The sequence below is a fragment of the Pseudomonas sp. NFACC24-1 genome, assembly GCF_900115235.1.
GTDB lineage: Bacteria > Pseudomonadota > Gammaproteobacteria > Pseudomonadales > Pseudomonadaceae > Aquipseudomonas > Aquipseudomonas fluorescens_AA.
Genome location: NZ_FOVS01000010.1, coordinates 57,508 through 73,912, shown reverse-complemented (window position 1 = coordinate 73,912; position 16,405 = coordinate 57,508). Strand labels below are relative to the sequence as shown.

The following is a 16,405-nucleotide window of genomic DNA, read 5'->3' as shown; positions in this document are numbered from 1 at the left end:
CGACTCTATAACAAGAACGAAACGAAGGGGCTCGATGCCTCAAAAATCAGATAGCGCCAGCCCCCCAGATCCCTCCCAGTCCTTGCAACAACGAACCACCCACACCTTGCTGCCCAAGATACTCAAGAATCACCGGAGCAAACTGCCCAATCATCCCACTGTCCATACCCAGCGCACTGAAGGCATTGTTCAAATCATTGGTGTCCTTGACATTACCCAGCAAGCCATCGAGCAGGGCATTTTTATCGGATCCACCACCCAACAAACCGCCCAGGCCATTTAGCCCACCAATGGCGCTGTTGCCGGCAATTTGATCCAGCCCCGGCACGCTTTTGCTCAACTCAGAAAACTGCGGCTCGCTGAGCCGATTCTTCGCCAGCCCCAGCATCGCACCGGCGCCGCCGATGGCCTGTTCCGGCGTGATCTTGAGTTCCGAGCCCAGGGTGTTGAGCAAGCCGGCCGCTTTCGGCGCGGCGGCTACGACGCCCTCTTCCTCACCTGAGTTGCCCTGCATCGCCGACACCACATTGGCCGCATCGCTGAGGCTGAACTGCGCGAAGGCCGGGCTGGCGGCCAGTGTCAGCAGCCAAGACAGTGCAAAACCACGTGAAACCTTCATCCGGTACATCCTCTTGAGCATGAAAAAGCCGCCCATAACGAGCGGCTTAAAACGTGCGTTGGACTGGCACGGACGGGGATTGTTCCTAAACGTATTACGAGAATGGCCGATAGCCATTACAGAAAATTCTTCAAGGGCCGTAGGAAGCATCTGATTTAACGAAAACTGCGCCTTTTTATATAGCAAAAAGTTACCAAACATCCCTATACAGTTCTAAATTGACATAAATAACGGCCAACATTGACAGTAGCCCGCCCCGACCAAAGCCGTGAAATTGTCGAACTGAGCCCTGGAGCCTGGCACATGAAAAAAATACTGGTTGGAGGCGCGGTCTTGCTTTTGCTGATCATCGGTCCCGTCCATGCCAGTGAAATAACGTGCCCCGCCGTCACTGACATTCACCGGAACATTGAATCCCTGGAAGACGTTTACTTCGTCGATATTCGGGAAGACCTCGAATGGAAGAGCGAAAGCCTGGTGGACGTGGTCGACCCGACCTCGTTGCAATTCGAAGGTGCCGAGTACGTCATCCATGAGGACGATGGGGACGAGCAGACAGCCCCCCGTGCGACCATCACGTGCAGGTACGGGGCGATCAATCTGAAGTTGGACGATCAACAAATCCTGGAACCGGCCTTTTCAAAGTGGATGAGCAATCGCTGCGAAAGCCCGGATACCCAAGTGTGCAGGTTGATGGACGGCGACTACTTCAACTTGATTTATTGATCGGTCCTGGTAACCGCGTCACCGTTCCAGCACCGCCGCCCAAAGCCCCCTGCCCTCGCCTGCACCATTACCGTACAGTGCGGCTTCCTCCAGCAGAGTTTGCCCATGAACGTAAAAATCGGCGGCGCCACCCTCGCGGTCATTCTGACGGGCATGCTCCTTGCCTTTGGCGTCACCGAATGCCAGCGGGGTCCGCTGAATCCGGAGCTTGCCGACGACGTCAGCGACGCGCAGAAGACCTGGTTGACCATCGAGCATCGCATCAAACGCTCCGACCCGGCCCTGACCGAGGTCAGCCGCGATCAGAGACGCTGACCGTGCTCTACCGTCCCGGCGCTTGCACGGACAATTGCGAGCCCTGGGTCCCGCACATGCTGCGTGTGGTCGGCCATGGCCTGGCGGCACTCAATGGCGCGCCAGGGGGCAAGCAATACACGCAAGTGACGGTCAAGGCGCGACTGCTGGCCGACGATGACGTGGAACTGGTCTACGACATGCAGGGTTTCGACGCCATCAAGACGCAACAGGGCGGCTACGTCACCTTCGCCAGCATGCCCCGTGGCCTGAACTTCAGCGCCGATGCCCTGACCCAGGCGCAAGACTATTGCCAAGGCCCCAGCGCCCGGGGTTTCTACCCTGAATTCTGCGACCGGGTCGGGGCCGCAGCTGCACACCCATAACCGTGGCGAGGGAGCTTGCTCCCGCTCGAGTGCGAAGCGCTCGCCGCTGGTATCTGAAAAGCAGGGGCTGCTCTTCCTTTGTGGCGAGGGGATTTATCCCCGCTGGGCTGCGCAGCAGCCCTAAAGCAGCGAACTCAATCCTCCTGACACACCGGGTTGTCTGGTTTGGGGGCCGCTTCGCAGCCCAGCGGGAGCAAGCTCCCTCACCACAATGGACGCGGTGTTCCCGCCTGAATACTCACGACCAAAAATCCCACAACTACTTGGGAAATCCCCCGCAACAGCGAGCCTTGCCCAGCCCAATAGGCGATGCCTATAGTTCTTCCCGTCGTCCACATGGCGACTCGGGTTTGGCGACTCGATAAACTACGGTCAGAAGCCCTGCTTTTTGGCACGGGCTTTTGCACTCGCAAAACTGCTCAATGGTAGCTGTGCGCGGGAGATCTTCGGGTCTGCCGGTTTCCGTAGTAACCCGGTTCGCCAACCCGCGTACAGCTACCACCCATTCGTTTGGCGACGAGTGCGTGGTGGCACTCACCGAACTACGGAGTTTTGCCCAATGAACCGATACATCCCCATCACCGGTGTCGACTGCACCCCCGCCACCTTGCTCATCGATACCCAAGCCCCCCTCGACGTCCTCTACGAAACCGCCGCCTACCGCATCCGTGCCGCCACCCAACTACTGGAAAACATCGCCTTCCGCGAGGAGATCAGTTCCGACGCCGTCGTCCTCCAAGACTTCGCCCTGCTCCTGGCGATTCCCTTGCGCGACGGTTGCGATGTGCTGGACGTGATCGGCCGCCGCTTACAGGCGCAAGCTATGGCATGACCGCCACGTGACGGTCATCTGAATATCACCTGCCACCGGTTATTTCCTCTCGGTATTGCCTACTGTCAACTCTGACAGTAGGCAGCTGTCCGGCCCGACTTTAAGCTCGAACCGTGTCAACGATAACAAGGCCATGGAGAATCGGCCTTATACATTCGGGCAAGCAGAGACAATAAAAATGAGCGACCGAATCATAGGAACCGTTAAATGGTTTAACGATGCAAAAGGCTATGGCTTTATTACATGTGGCAAAGGTGGTGAAGAATTGTTCGTGCACTATTCCGCAATATCCGGCGAGGGTTATAAAACGCTGAAGGAAAGGCAAACCGTTTCCTTTGAAATCGAGAGGGGGGCGAAAGGCATGCAGGCTACGAGAGTGATGCCGGAATAATGACCGGCCCTTCCAGTCGATGATCGCGCTATGAAAGATAACCCAGTTAGTTCCTATCTGTTTGGAATGAAAATCATGAACAAAATTTTTTTGCTGGCCTGCTATCCATCGCTGGGCTACTAGGCGCCGTTCATACTGTGTACGCAGCAAGTTGTCCCTCTATACAAGAGATAGTAGCTACTCCATTACCCAATACCTCGCCGAATGATCCGGTAGGGTCTTACGAATATAAAGTGAGCAGTTCAGGCTGGTCGGGGCAGGCCCATGGGGACAATATCCTGTTGCTGAATGGCTTAGCACTGGAAAGCTCATCCCCAAACACCTGCGTATATGCTGTGGAGATACCAATAGACCAATATGGGAACACCAAGAAGCGAACACTGACACTCACCAAAGGGAGTTGATAACTCATTCCGTACATCCCATTTTTTGCACGAAGCCAGCCAAGACAAATAAAAAAGGGCGACATCACTGTCGCCCTTTTTCCGTCCTGCCTACTGCTTTACGCCGCACTGAACAACTTATGCGGATCAATCACAAACTTCTTCGGCACGCCCGCATCGAACTCGCCATAGCCCTTCGGCGCATCATCCAGGCTGATAACCTGCACACCGACGATTTCGGCGATGTTGATGCGGTCCCACATGATCGCCTGCATCAGCTGGCGGTTGTACTTCATCACCGGGGTCTGGCCGGTGTGGAAGCTGTGGGATTTGGCCCAGCCCAGGCCGAAACGGATGCTCAGGCTGCCCATTTTGGCCGCCGCATCGACTGCGCCCGGATCTTCGGTGACGTAGAGGCCGGGAATACCGATCTTGCCAGCGACGCGGACCACACCCATCAACGAGTTGAGCACGGTGGCCGGGGCCTCGTGCTTGACGCCGTCATGGCCATGGCCACGAGCTTCGAAGCCTACCGCATCGACAGCACAGTCGACTTCAGGCTCGCCCAGCAGCGCAGCGATCTGTTCGTGCAACGGTGTATCGGTGGACAGGTCGGCAATTTCGAAACCCTGGGCCTTGGCGTGAGCCAGGCGGATCGGGTTGACGTCGCCGATGATCACCACCGCCGCGCCCAACAGGCGAGCGGAAGCGGCAGCCGCCAGGCCAACCGGACCGGCACCCGCGATGTAGACGGTGCTGCCAGGGCCAACACCCGCAGTCACGGCGCCGTGGTAGCCGGTCGGCAGAATGTCGGACAGGCAGGTCAGGTCACGGATCTTCTCCATGGCCTTGTCGCGGTCCGGCAGTTTCAGCAGGTTGAAGTCGGCGTACGGCACCAGCACGTATTCGGCTTGGCCGCCGGTCCAGTCGCCCATGTCCACATAACCGTAGGCACCGCCGGCACGGGCCGGGTTGACGCTCAGGCAGACGCCCGTGTGTTGCTCCTTGCAGGAACGGCAGCGCCCGCAAGCCACGTTGAACGGCACCGACACCAGGTCACCGATTTTCAGGTTCTCGACGTCGCTGCCCTTTTCGATCACTTCACCGGTGATCTCGTGACCCAGGACCAGGCCGGTCTGGGCAGTGGTGCGACCGCGGACCATGTGTTGGTCGGAGCCGCAGATGTTGGTGGAGACCACGCGCAGGATGACACCGTGCTCAATCTTCCTGCCGCGCGGGTCCTGCATTTTTGGATAGTCGATTTTCTGTACTTCGACCTTGCCGTTGCCGAGATACACGACACCACGATTACCAGACATGCCAGTCACCTCTGTATTTGTTGTTGTAAAGAAAGTGAATTGAGCTTCAAGCGGCCAGCTACAAGCCGCAAGAAGCGTGCACACCGCTTTTTTCTTGCGGCTTGAAGCTTGAAGCTTGTAACTAGAGCACTACCGTCCTATTGGCGTTCAAAAATACCCTCCTCTCAATGTGATACCCCACGGCCCGGGCCAAGGTGAGCCCTTCGATGTCCCGTCCCTTGGCAATCAAATCCTCGGGATAGTGGCTGTGGTCCACCACTTCCACGCCCTGGGCGATGATCGGGCCTTCGTCCAGGTCGTTGTTGATGTAGTGCGCCGTCGCACCGACCAGCTTCACGCCTTTGTTGTAGGCCTGGTGATACGGCTTGGCCCCCTTGAAGCCCGGCAGCAGCGAGTGATGGATATTGATCGCCTTGCCGTCGAGCTTGCGGCACAACTCCGGCGACAGCACTTGCATGTAGCGGGCAAGGATCACCAGTTCGGCGCCGGTGTCTTCGATCACCTGCCACACCTGTCGCTCCTGGGCCGGCTTGTCGTTCGGGTCCAGGGGGAAATGGTAGTAGGGGATCTGGTGCCAGTCGGCCAGCGGCTTGAGGTCCGGGTGGTTGGACACCACGGCCACCACGTCCATGGACAACTGGCCGATGCGCTGGCGATAGAGCAAATCGTTGAGGCAGTGATCGGCCTTGGAGACCATGATCACCACTTTGGGCCGATAGTTGGGCGGCGTCAGTTCGAAGACCATGCCGAAAGCTTGCGCACGTTCGGCCAGGCCGGCGCGAAAGGCCTGCTCGTCAAAACCGTCGGGCTGACGAAACTCCACGCGAATGAAGAAACGCGCCGAAAGCCGGTCGTCGAAGGAGTGGTGCTCGGTGACATAGCAGCCCTGCTCGAACAGAAAGCGGGTCACCGCGTCCACGGTGCCGAGCACGCTGGGGCAGTCGGCAGTCAAGATCCATGTATCCGGGGCGCGGCTCATTGCGGTGACTCCTGTTCGTTATGGCTAAACCCCGCCGAACACAGAACTCTGTGGCGAGGGGATTTATCCCCGCTGGGCTGCGAAGCAGCCCTCAAAAGCTTGATGAGAACAACCTGACACTCTGAAGTAGCAGGTTTGGGGCTGCTACGCAGCCCAACGGGGATAAATCCCCTCACCACAAAAGTGTTCGGCTTTAGACCGTGTTTTTAGGCCTGCACGCTCAACCCATACTCAGCCGCGGCATCCTGCAACCACAGCCACCAGTAATCGGAGAAGCTGCGGCGGATCACCAGCTCCCAGGTGTCTTCGCCCGTGTGGCGGATCACCAGTTGCGACTTGGCGAACACCGTACCCACGGCCTTGCCCACCGGGAAGTTGCTTGGGTGTACATCGTAGCTGGTGGACTTCATCAGCACGTCGCGCACGTTCGGGCCGGACAGCTCGAGGAGCTGCTGGCCGCCGCTGACGTTGACGATCTGGATATGCAGGTCGCCCAGGGCCTCACGCAGTTTCTGCTCGGCGGCGAATTCTTCGCCAGTGGGCACCACCAGCAGCCATTCATCCGGGCCGAGCCATTGCAGGCTGGTTTCACCCTTGACGATGACGGTCAGGGCGCCTGGCAATTCCAGGCCCAGGGCCTTGTGCACGCCCGCGGCGAACGCCGGGTCGTGGCCGTCGCCACGAAGGGTCAGGTGACCCAGGAGTTTTTTCTCGCGCACGGTCACACCGGCGTTCTTGCGACCCTTGCCCACCAGGCTGGCGAGGTCGGCATGGTGCAGCGACGACTCGGCCTTGGCCCCGGTGGTTGGGCGTTGTTGGTACACGTTGACTGCGGTCATATGGAGCACCTGTCTCGTAGATTGATCGTTCCCACGCTCTGCGTGGGAATGCCGCCATGGACGCTCTGCGTCCGCTTTTGGGACGCGGAGCGTCCCGGGATGCATTCCCACGCAGAGCGTGGGAACGATCAGGTATCAAATATTCTGCCGATCCCCCTTCGGATCGAAGAACACCGAAGAAACGATCTCTGCCTCGATCACGCTGCCATCGGCCAATGGCGCGAACACTCGTTCACCCATCCGCTTGAGGCCGCCCTTGACCACACCCATGGCAAACGAATAACCCAGGGAGTTGTGGGCGTAGCTGGAGGTCACGTGACCGACCATGGTCATCGGGATCGCCTGCTTGGTGTTGAACACCAGTTGCGCGCCTTCCGGCAGCCAGACATTCGGGTCGATCGGCTTGAGACCCACCAGTTGCTTGCGGTCTTCACGCACGCAATCTTCGCGATTCATGCCGCGCCAGCCGATCCACGAGAACGGTTTGGTCCGGCCTACGCACCAGCCCATGTTCAGGTCGTCCGGCGTCATCGAGCTGTCAGTGTCCTGGCCGACGATGATGAAGCCCTTCTCGGCCCGCAATACGTGCATGGTCTCGGTGCCGTACGGGGTCAGGTTGTATTTCTTCCCGGCCTCGACGATCTGCTCGAGCACGCCCATGGCGTAGTCGGCCTGTACGTTGATTTCGTACGACAGTTCACCGGTGAACGAGATCCGGAACACCCGTGCCGGCACGCCACCCACCAGGCCTTCCTTCCAGGTCATGAACGGGAACGCGTCCTTGTCCAGGTCGATGTCGGTGACTTCGCTCAGCAGCTTGCGGCTGTTGGGGCCCGACAGGGTCATGGTCGCCCAGTGGTCGGTGACCGAGGTGAAGTACACCTTCAGGTCCGGCCATTCGGTCTGGTGATAGATCTCCAGCCATTGCAGCACGCGCGCCGCGCCGCCCGTGGTGGTGGTCATCAGGAAGTGGTTGTCCGCCAGACAGGCCGTTACGCCGTCGTCGAAGACCATGCCGTCTTCCTTGCACATCAGGCCGTAGCGGGCCTTGCCCACGTCGAGCTTGGTCCAGGCGTTGGTGTAGACGCGGTTGAGGAACTCGCGGGCATCCGGGCCCTGGATGTCGATCTTGCCCAGGGTCGAGGCGTCCAGCAGGCCGACGCTGTCACGTACTGCCTTGCATTCGCGCTTGACCGCGGCGTGCATGTCTTCGCCGTTCTTCGGGAAGTACCAAGGGCGTTTCCATTGGCCGACGTCTTCGAACTCGGCGCCATTCTTCACATGCCAGGCATGCAGTGCGGTGAAGCGCACCGGCTCGAAGATGTGCCCACAGTGCCGGCCAGCCACCGCGCCGAAAGTCACCGGCGTGTAGTTCGGACGGAACATGGTGGTGCCCATCTGCGGGATGCTCACGTTCAGCGAGCGGGCCGCGATGGCCAGGCCGTTGACGTTGCCCAGTTTGCCCTGGTCGGTACCGAAGCCCAGTGCGGTGTAGCGCTTGACGTGTTCCACCGACTCGAAGCCTTCGCGGGTGGCGAGTTCGATGGCGGCGGCAGTGACGTCGTTCTGCAGGTCGACGAATTGCTTCGGCGCCCGTGCGGTGGATTTTTCGTGCGGCACCTGGAACAGCGCCAGGGTCGGCTCTTCATGACGGCTCAGGGCTTTAGGCAACACGCCCTCCACCGCTTTGAAGCCGGCTTCGCTGGCCGCGCGCACGCCGCCTTCAAAACCGTCGGCCAAGCTGTCGCCGAGGCTGTAGACACCGTTCACACCGCCGACGCAGACACGTTTTTGCGGTGCTTCGCCCGGTACGAAACCGAGGATGTCTTCACGCCAGATCGGCTTGCCGCCCAGGTGCGAAGCCAAGTGAACCACCGGGCTGTAGCCGCCGGAGCTGGCCACCAGGTCGCAGTCCAGCCATTCGCCTGGGCTGGTGACTTTATGGGCGCGGACGTCGATCGCGGCAACACGGGCCCCGGTGACACGCTTGCTGCCACGGGCCTCGACCACGGCGCTGCCGGTGAGGATACGGATGCCCTTGGCGCGGGCTTCTTCCACCAGCGCGCCACGTGGGTTGCTGCGCGCATCGGCCACGGCCACCACTTGCAGACCGGCGTCGAACCAGTCCAGGGCGACGCGATAGGCGTGGTCGTTGTTGGTGCTCAGCACCAGTTTCTTGCCCGGTGCCACGCCGTAGCGACGCACGTAGGTCGACACCGCACCGGCCAGCATGTTGCCCGGCACGTCGTTGTTGCCGTAGACCAGCGGGCGCTCGCAGGCGCCGGTCGCCAGCACCACGCGCTTGGCGCGAACGCGGTTGATGCGCTGGCGAACCTGGCCGATCGGTGCGCGGTCACCGAGGTGGTCGGTGAGGCGCTCGTGGATGGTCAGGAAGTTATGGTCGTGGTAACCGTTCACCGTGGCACGAGGCAGCAACACCACGTCGGGCATCGACTTGAGTTCAGCGACAACAGAGGCTACCCATTCGGTCGCCGGCTTGCCGTCCAGGCTCTCGCGGGAGTCGAGCAGGCTGCCGCCGAACTCTTCCTGCTCATCGGCCAGGATGACGCGCGCACCGCTGCGGGCCGCGGCCAATGCGGCGGCCAGGCCGGCAGGGCCAGCACCGACGATCAACACGTCGCAGTGACGGTTCATGTAGTCGTAGGTGTCCGGATCGTTCTCGGTCGGCGAGCGGCCCAGGCCGGCGGCCTTGCGGATGTACTTCTCGTAGGTCATCCAGAACGATTGCGGGTACATGAAGGTTTTGTAGTAGAAGCCCGGCGGCATCAGCTTGCCGCCGACCTTGCCGAGAATGCCCATCATGTCGTTGTTCACGTTCGGCCAGCCGTTGGTGCTGGTGGCGACCAAACCTTGGTACAGCGCCTGTTGCGTGGCGCGCACGTTAGGGATCTGCGTGGCTTCGGTGGCACCGATCTGCAGCACCGCGTTCGGCTCTTCTGCGCCGGCGGCGAAGATGCCGCGCGGCCGGGAATACTTGAAGCTGCGACCGATGATGTCGACACCGTTGGCCAGCAGCGCAGCGGCCAGGGAGTCGCCCTCGAAGCCTTTGTAGGTCTGGCCGTTGAAGGTGAAGCTCAGCACTTTGTTGCGGTCGATCCGTCCGCCGTTGGACAGGCGATTGATCTGGCTCATACCTTCTCTCCCAGAGCCTGTGCAGCCGCTTTCGGACTGTCAGCCTTGTCGGTGAACTGCGGCTTTTGGCCGATCTTGTAGGTTTCGAGAATCTCGTAGGTCACGGTGTCACGGGTCACGTTGAAGTACTGACGGCAACCGGCGACGTGGTCCCACAGTTCATGGTGCAACCCGCGTGGGTTGTCACGGAAGAACATGTAGTCGCCCCACTCCTCGTCGGTGCAGGCGTTCGGATCCAGCGGACGCGGGATATGCGCCTGGCCGGATGCGTGGAATTCCTCTTCGGAGCGCAGTTCGCCGCAGTGAGGACAGAAGATGTGCAACATAGGGGATTTCTCCTGTTAGTGGGCGACGGCAGCAGCGCCGTGTTCGTCGATCAGTGCGCCGTTGTGGAAACGGTCGATGGAAAACGGCGCGGCCAGCGGGTGCATTTCACCCTTGGCCAGGCTTGCAGCGAAGACGTTGCCCGAACCCGGGGTGGCCTTGAAGCCGCCGGTACCCCAACCGCAGTTGAAGAACATGTTCGGCACCGGGGTCTTGGAGATGATCGGGCAGGCGTCCGGCGTGGTGTCGACGATGCCGCCCCACTGGCGGTTCATGCGTACGCGGGACAAAACCGGGAACATCTCGACGATGGCCTGGACCGTGTGTTCGATCACCGGGTACGAGCCGCGCTGGCCGTAGCCGTTGTAGCCGTCGATACCGGCACCGATCACCAGGTCGCCCTTGTCGGACTGGCTGATGTAGCCGTGCACGGCGTTGGACATGATCACGCTGTCGATGATCGGTTTGATCGGCTCGGACACCAACGCTTGCAGCGGATGGGATTCGATCGGCAGGCGGAAGCCCGCGAGCTTGGCCATGTGCCCGGAGTTACCGGCGGTCACCACGCCGACGCGCTTGGCGCCGATGAAGCCCTTGTTGGTTTCCACGCCGATGCACACGCCGTTTTCCTTGCGGAAACCGATCACTTCGGTCTGCTGGATCAGGTCCACGCCCAACGCGTCCGCCGCCCGGGCAAAGCCCCAGGCCACGGCATCGTGACGGGCCACGCCGCCGCGACGCTGGACGGTGGCGCCCATCACCGGGTAGCGGGTGTTTTTCGAGCAATCCAGGTACGGGATCTCATCGGCCACTTGCTTGGCGTTGAGCAGCTCGCCATCCACACCGTTGAGGCGGTTGGCGCTGACGCGACGCTCGGAATCACGGATGTCCTGCAGGGTGTGGCACAGGTTGTAGACGCCACGCTGGGAGAACATCACGTTGTAGTTCAGGTCCTGGGACAGGCCTTCCCAGAGTTTCATCGCGTGTTCGTACAGGTGGGCCGATTCGTCCCACAAGTAGTTGGAGCGCACGATGGTGGTGTTGCGCGCGGTGTTACCGCCGCCCAACCAGCCCTTCTCGACCACCGCCACGTTGGTGATGCCGTGTTCCTTGGCCAGGTAGTAGGCGGTCGCCAGACCATGCCCGCCACCGCCGACGATGACCACGTCGTAGACCTTTTTCGGGGTCGGCGTGCGCCACATCCGCTGCCAGTTTTCGTGATGGCTGAGTGAGTGTTTGAAGAGGCCGAAGCCCGAATAGCGTTGCATAGTCATTACTCCAAAACCGACTCAGCGATAAACCGGGAAGTCCGCGCACAGGGCCGCCACTTGCTGGGCGACATTGGCCTCGACATCGGCATCGCCGAGGTTGTCGAGAATGTCGCATATCCAGCCGGCCAGCGTGACGCACTGGGTAACCTTGAAGCCACGGGTGGTCACCGCCGGGGTGCCGATGCGCAGGCCCGACGTCACGAATGGCGATTGCGGGTCGTTCGGCACGGCGTTCTTGTTGACGGTGATGTGGGCGCGGCCCAGGGCAGCATCGGCATCCTTGCCGGTCAGGCCCTGACGGATCAGGCTGACCAGGAACAGGTGGTTATCGGTACCACCGGACACTACATCGTAGCCGCGCTTGATGAACACGCCAGCCATGGCCTGGGCGTTATCGATCACTTGCTGCTGATAAGCCTTGAAGCCAGGCTCCGCCGCTTCCTTGAAGCACACCGCCTTGCCGGCGATCACGTGCATCAGCGGGCCGCCCTGGGCGCCGGGGAATACCGCCGCGTTGAGCTTCTTCTCGATTTCTTCGTTGGCCTTGGCCAGGATCAGGCCACCACGCGGACCGCGCAGGGTCTTGTGGGTGGTGGTGGTGACCACGTCGGCGTACGGCAGCGGGTTCGGGTACAGACCGGCGGCAACCAGGCCAGCCACGTGGGCCATGTCGACGAACAGCAGGGCACCGACCTTGTCGGCGATCTGGCGGAAACGTGGGAAATCCAGGGTCTTGGAGTAAGCGGAGAAACCGGCCACGATCATTTTCGGCTTGTGCTCCACCGCCAGGCGCTCGACTTCGTCGTAGTCGATCAGGCCGGTGGTGGTGTCGATGCCGTATTGCACCGCGTTGTAGAGCTTGCCCGAGGACGACACCTTGGCACCGTGGGTCAGGTGACCGCCATGGGCCAGGCTCATGCCCAGGATGGTGTCGCCGGCCTGCAGCAGGGCCAGGTACACGGCGCTGTTGGCCGAAGACCCGGAGTGCGGCTGGACGTTGGCGTAATCGGCACCGAACAACTGCTTGGCACGCTCGATGGCCAGGGCCTCGACTTTGTCGACGTGCTCGCAGCCACCGTAGTAGCGCTTGCCCGGATAGCCTTCGGCGTACTTGTTGGTCAGGCCGCTGCCCTGGGCCTCCATCACGCGCTTGCTGGTGTAGTTCTCCGACGCGATCAGCTCGATGTGATCTTCCTGGCGTTGCTCTTCGGCGTTCATCGCCGCCAGCAGCGCATCATCGTAGCCTTGAATTTGGTCTTGTTTGCTGAACATCGCGTCTCTCCCAGCGGCGGCGGTGCGCCTTTCGTCTCGGTGAGGCACGGACCATTCGGTCGTGCCCTTTGGATGCGATGGTATGGCTGGCGCAGGCATGTCAAATGCCTATGGACGCCACGCAAAGGTGCGTTTACGACATAGGAACAGACACGGTCCTGTTTGGACTGGAGACAGGGTCCTTGTGGCGAGGGGATTTATCCCCGCTGGGGCGCGAAGCGGCCCTAAAACCAGACACCTGGGTGTGTCGGATTGACCGAATTAGCCAGTTTTGGGGGGCTGCTTCGCAGCCCAACGGGGATAAATCCCCTCGCCACAGATAAATCCCCTCGCCACAGGGTTCTGTTCAGGCCGATAGGTGGCGAACCGCGAGCAACAGCAGGAAATGCGCTGGATAAAGGCCATAGGCCCAGCGCCGCATCGCCGGTGGATGAAAACGACCGGCGCGTCGCAAAAGCACCTGCCCAAGCCATGGCGCGATCAGGCAAGCCACCAGCCCCCACAACGCCACCCCATTTCCCAACCACGCCGCGCCATACAACACTCGCCATTGGTTGGCCGCCACGCAGACCAGCCCCGGCAACAGCGCCATGTACAAGGGACGCTTGAATACCAGCAACATCGCCAGCGGCAGCAGCACACCGAAGAAACCGAACATCAGCTGCGACGAAAACAGCGCCGCCAACAGCAACGCCATCACCGCCAGGCATCGCGCCTCCAAGGTGGGCGTTTGCCAGCAGCGCGCCACCAACAATCCCAGCACCAGGGTTGGCATCACATTCAGGGTGCCGGGATCAGGAATGAACAAGCGGTAGGGGATTTCGCTGACGGCACTGAATAACAGCAGCCAGCCCAGGTACCGCCATGGAGCGGCGCTGGCACCCCTGCGTGCCAGATTCGCCGCCATCGCCAGGCAGAACCACGGGAATGCCAGGCGTCCCGGCACATAGAGCCAATCGACGGAAAAACCGACATATCGCAGATGATCGAGGACCATCGACAAAAGAGCCAACCACTTGAGCAGGTCCAGAGCCCCATCACGCCGGCTCATGTATAAAGCCGCGCGACGAGATTGATACTTTCCGACAGAAACATCCGGTGTGTTCCCCCGCTAATCTTGGGTAAAGTGCGCACCAACATCGACCACGGCGCTGCGGACCCAAGCACGCCGAACAATGGAACCCCTTACCCGGGAATTCCGCCAGGGATCTCTTTTACCCAGGACTCTCTATTCAGGAGCAAGGCCATGACCGACAAGAGTCAACAGTTTGCCAGCGACAACTATTCCGGCATTTGCCCCGAAGCCTGGGCCGCCATGGAAGAAGCCAACCAGGGTCACCAACGTGCCTACGGCGACGATGAGTGGACCCACCGCGCGGCGAACGATTTCCGGGCCTTGTTCGAAACCGACTGCGAAGTGTTCTTCGCGTTCAACGGCACGGCGGCCAACTCCCTGGCCCTGTCCTCGCTGTGCCAGAGTTATCACAGCGTGATCTGCTCGGAAACCGCCCACGTCGAAACCGACGAATGCGGCGCACCGGAGTTCTTCTCCAACGGCTCCAAGCTGCTGCTGGCACGTACCGAAAACGGCAAGCTGACCCCCGAGGCGATCCGCGAGATCGCCCTCAAGCGCCAGGACATCCACTACCCCAAGCCTCGGGTCGTCACCCTGACCCAAGCCACGGAAGTCGGCAGCGTCTACACGCCGGATGAAATCCGCGCCATCAGCGTCACCTGCAAGGAACTGGGGCTGAACCTGCACATGGACGGCGCGCGCTTTTCCAACGCCTGCGCCTTCCTCGGCTGCTCCCCGGCGGACCTGACCTGGAAGGTCGGCGTGGACGTGTTGTGCTTTGGCGGCACCAAAAACGGCATGGCGGTGGGGGAAGCGATCCTGTTCTTCAACCACGACCTGGCCGTGGATTTCGACTACCGCTGCAAACAGGCCGGGCAACTGGCGTCGAAAATGCGCTTCCTTTCCGCACCTTGGGTAGGCCTGCTGCAAAACGACGCCTGGCTCAAACACGCCCGCCACGCCAACCACTGCGCCCAATTGCTGGCAGAGCTGGTCAGCGACATTCCCGGCGTGGAACTGATGTTCCCGGTCCAGGCCAACGGCGTGTTCCTGCAACTGTCGGAACCGGCCATCGCCGCACTGACCGCCAAGGGCTGGCGCTTCTACACCTTCATCGGCAAGGGCGGCGCACGGTTCATGTGCTCGTGGGATACCGAGGAGGCACGGGTGCGGGAATTGGCGACGGATATTCGGGAAGTGATGGCCGGCTAAGTAAAGACTCATTCAAGACCGGGCCCGACCACTGTTGGGCCGGGGACATGATTAACCTGTGGCGAGGGGATTTATCCCCGTTGGGCTGCGCAGCAGCCCTGAAAACCCACAACCGCGTTGTATCAGGCTGACCGAGCTGGCTGTTTTGGGGCTGCTGCGCAGCCCAGCGGGGATAAATCCCCTCGCCACAGGAGCTTATCACCCGCCAGAGAGAACGGATCAGAACTCGATCCGCACATCCCCCTTCGGCACGCTGCAGCACGACAGGATGTAGCCCTCGGCCTCGTCGTCCTCGGTGATCCCGCCGTTGTGATCCATCTCCACCTCCCCGCCCAGCTTCAACACTTTGCAGGTGCCGCAGATGCCCATGCCGCAGGCCTTGGGGATCATCATGCCAAGCTTGGCGGCGGCGGCATGCACGGTTTCGCCCGGGCCCACGCGGATGCTCTTGCCAGAGGAGGTGAATTCCACCAGGTGCAGGTCCGCCGCATCGACTTCCGGCGCGTCGGCCGCCTGTTCGGCCTGTTCCACGGCGTCGGCGCGGGCTTCCGGCGGCGTGGCACCGAAGGATTCCTCGTGGTAACGCTTCATGTCGTAGCCAGCCGCTTCCAGCAGGCGCTTGACCGCGGTCATGTACGGGGTCGGGCCGCAACAGAACACTTCGCGCTCGAGGAAGTCGGGCACCATCAATTCCAGCATCTTGTGGTTCAGGTAACCGCGATACCCGGCCCAAGGCTCGCCCAGGCCATGCTTTTCACAGATCAGGTGCAGGCTGAAGTTGTCGATCCGCGACGCCATGTGTTCCAGCTCGCGGTGGTAGATGATGTCCTTGGGCGACCGGGCGCTGTGGATGAAGGTCATGTCGACATTGGCGTTGGTGTCGTAGAACCAGCGGGCCATGGACATGCACGGCGTGATCCCCACGCCACCGCTCAAGTACAGGACTTTCGGGCTCGGGAAATCGATGGCGTTGAACAACCCCACCGGCCCGTGCACCGCCAGCTCCTGGCCTTCATGCAAAGTATCGTGCAACCAGTTGGACACCTTGCCCCCCGGCACGCGCTTGATAGTGACCGAGAAGCTATAGGGCACCGACGGCGAACTGGAGATGGTGTAGGAGCGCATGATCGGCTGGCCTTCGATTTCCAGCTCCAGGGTGACGAATTGCCCCGGCTTGAAAAAGAACATGATCGGCTGATCGGCCATGAAGCAGAAGGTGCGCACATCCCAGGTTTCCTGGATGACTTTGACGCAACGTACGATATGTCGGCCATTGGCCCAGGTCTGGGTAGTGACCGGGTTCAGGAAGTTATTGGACATGCTGATCTCC

15 protein-coding genes and 1 pseudogene are annotated in these 16,405 nt (G+C 60.9%); 6 read left to right on the top strand and 10 right to left on the bottom strand.

Going from position 1 to position 16,405, the window contains the following annotated elements; translation table 11 throughout:
* Window positions 1–46: 46 nt before the first annotated feature.
* The gene (locus BM317_RS11730) at window positions 47–619 is read right to left on the bottom strand and encodes a DUF2780 domain-containing protein (RefSeq protein WP_092169473.1); all 573 of its coding nucleotides are present in this window, start codon (window positions 617–619) and stop codon (window positions 47–49) included.
* 303 nt (window positions 620–922) lie between these two features.
* On the opposite strand from BM317_RS11730, the gene BM317_RS11725 reads away from it, so the two are divergent.
* From BM317_RS11725 to BM317_RS11705, 5 genes and pseudogenes are all read left to right on the top strand, one after another.
* Window positions 923–1,345, top strand: coding sequence for a DUF3757 domain-containing protein (locus BM317_RS11725; protein WP_092169469.1), 423 nt, complete (start codon window positions 923–925; stop codon window positions 1,343–1,345).
* A 105-nt stretch (window positions 1,346–1,450) separates the two neighbouring features.
* A pseudogene (locus BM317_RS31390) lies at window positions 1,451–2,025 on the top strand (hypothetical protein).
* A 422-nt stretch (window positions 2,026–2,447) separates the two neighbouring features.
* Entirely contained in the window at window positions 2,448–2,588 is a 141-nt protein-coding gene (locus BM317_RS31385) for an ash family protein (protein WP_092169466.1), read from the top strand.
* Window positions 2,585–2,857, top strand: a complete 273-nt coding sequence (locus tag BM317_RS11710; RefSeq protein ID WP_092169463.1) for a hypothetical protein — start codon at window positions 2,585–2,587, stop codon at window positions 2,855–2,857. Before BM317_RS31385 ends, BM317_RS11710 begins: the two co-directional genes overlap by 4 nt.
* A 178-nt stretch (window positions 2,858–3,035) precedes the next feature.
* Window positions 3,036–3,248, top strand: coding sequence for a cold-shock protein (locus BM317_RS11705; protein WP_092169783.1), 213 nt, complete (start codon window positions 3,036–3,038; stop codon window positions 3,246–3,248).
* Window positions 3,249–3,750: 502 nt separating this feature from the next.
* Here BM317_RS11705 and fdhA read toward each other — a convergent pair.
* The 8 genes from fdhA to BM317_RS11665 all read right to left on the bottom strand — a co-directional run bounded on the left by fdhA (window position 3,751) and on the right by BM317_RS11665 (window position 13,839).
* Window positions 3,751–4,950 carry a formaldehyde dehydrogenase, glutathione-independent gene (gene fdhA, locus BM317_RS11700; RefSeq protein ID WP_092169460.1) on the bottom strand — a complete coding sequence of 400 codons (1,200 nt, stop codon included), beginning with the start codon at window positions 4,948–4,950 and terminating at the stop codon, window positions 3,751–3,753.
* 121 nt (window positions 4,951–5,071) lie between these two features.
* The gene (gene purU / locus BM317_RS11695) at window positions 5,072–5,929 is read right to left on the bottom strand and encodes a formyltetrahydrofolate deformylase (protein ID WP_060740301.1); all 858 of its coding nucleotides are present in this window, start codon (window positions 5,927–5,929) and stop codon (window positions 5,072–5,074) included.
* Window positions 5,930–6,135: 206 nt separating this feature from the next.
* Window positions 6,136–6,768, bottom strand: a complete 633-nt coding sequence (locus tag BM317_RS11690; protein ID WP_092169451.1) for a sarcosine oxidase subunit gamma — start codon at window positions 6,766–6,768, stop codon at window positions 6,136–6,138.
* A gap of 135 nt (window positions 6,769–6,903) precedes the next feature.
* Window positions 6,904–9,921 (bottom strand): sarcosine oxidase subunit alpha, encoded by a 3,018-nt coding sequence (locus tag BM317_RS11685; RefSeq protein WP_060740299.1) that lies wholly within the window; start codon window positions 9,919–9,921, stop codon window positions 6,904–6,906.
* Window positions 9,918–10,247, bottom strand: coding sequence for a sarcosine oxidase subunit delta (locus tag BM317_RS11680; protein ID WP_014340581.1), 330 nt, complete (start codon window positions 10,245–10,247; stop codon window positions 9,918–9,920). The genes BM317_RS11685 and BM317_RS11680 overlap by 4 nt, the downstream gene beginning before the upstream one ends.
* A gap of 15 nt (window positions 10,248–10,262) precedes the next feature.
* Window positions 10,263–11,513 carry a sarcosine oxidase subunit beta gene (locus BM317_RS11675; protein ID WP_003177603.1) on the bottom strand — a complete coding sequence of 417 codons (1,251 nt, stop codon included), beginning with the start codon at window positions 11,511–11,513 and terminating at the stop codon, window positions 10,263–10,265.
* 21 nt (window positions 11,514–11,534) lie between these two features.
* Window positions 11,535–12,788 (bottom strand): serine hydroxymethyltransferase, encoded by a 1,254-nt coding sequence (gene glyA, locus BM317_RS11670; RefSeq protein ID WP_003206308.1) that lies wholly within the window; start codon window positions 12,786–12,788, stop codon window positions 11,535–11,537.
* Window positions 12,789–13,134: 346 nt separating this feature from the next.
* Window positions 13,135–13,839 carry a TraX family protein gene (locus BM317_RS11665; protein WP_092474366.1) on the bottom strand — a complete coding sequence of 235 codons (705 nt, stop codon included), beginning with the start codon at window positions 13,837–13,839 and terminating at the stop codon, window positions 13,135–13,137.
* A 195-nt stretch (window positions 13,840–14,034) separates the two neighbouring features.
* On the opposite strand from BM317_RS11665, the gene BM317_RS11660 reads away from it, so the two are divergent.
* Window positions 14,035–15,075: a threonine aldolase family protein gene (locus tag BM317_RS11660; RefSeq protein ID WP_092474364.1), complete on the top strand. Its 1,041-nt coding sequence runs from the start codon at window positions 14,035–14,037 to the stop codon at window positions 15,073–15,075.
* Between the two features lie 219 nt (window positions 15,076–15,294).
* On the opposite strand, the gene gbcB is transcribed toward BM317_RS11660, so the two are convergent.
* The gene (gene gbcB / locus BM317_RS11655) at window positions 15,295–16,395 is read right to left on the bottom strand and encodes a glycine-betaine demethylase subunit GbcB (RefSeq protein ID WP_060743118.1); all 1,101 of its coding nucleotides are present in this window, start codon (window positions 16,393–16,395) and stop codon (window positions 15,295–15,297) included.
* Window positions 16,396–16,405: the final 10 nt, after the last annotated feature.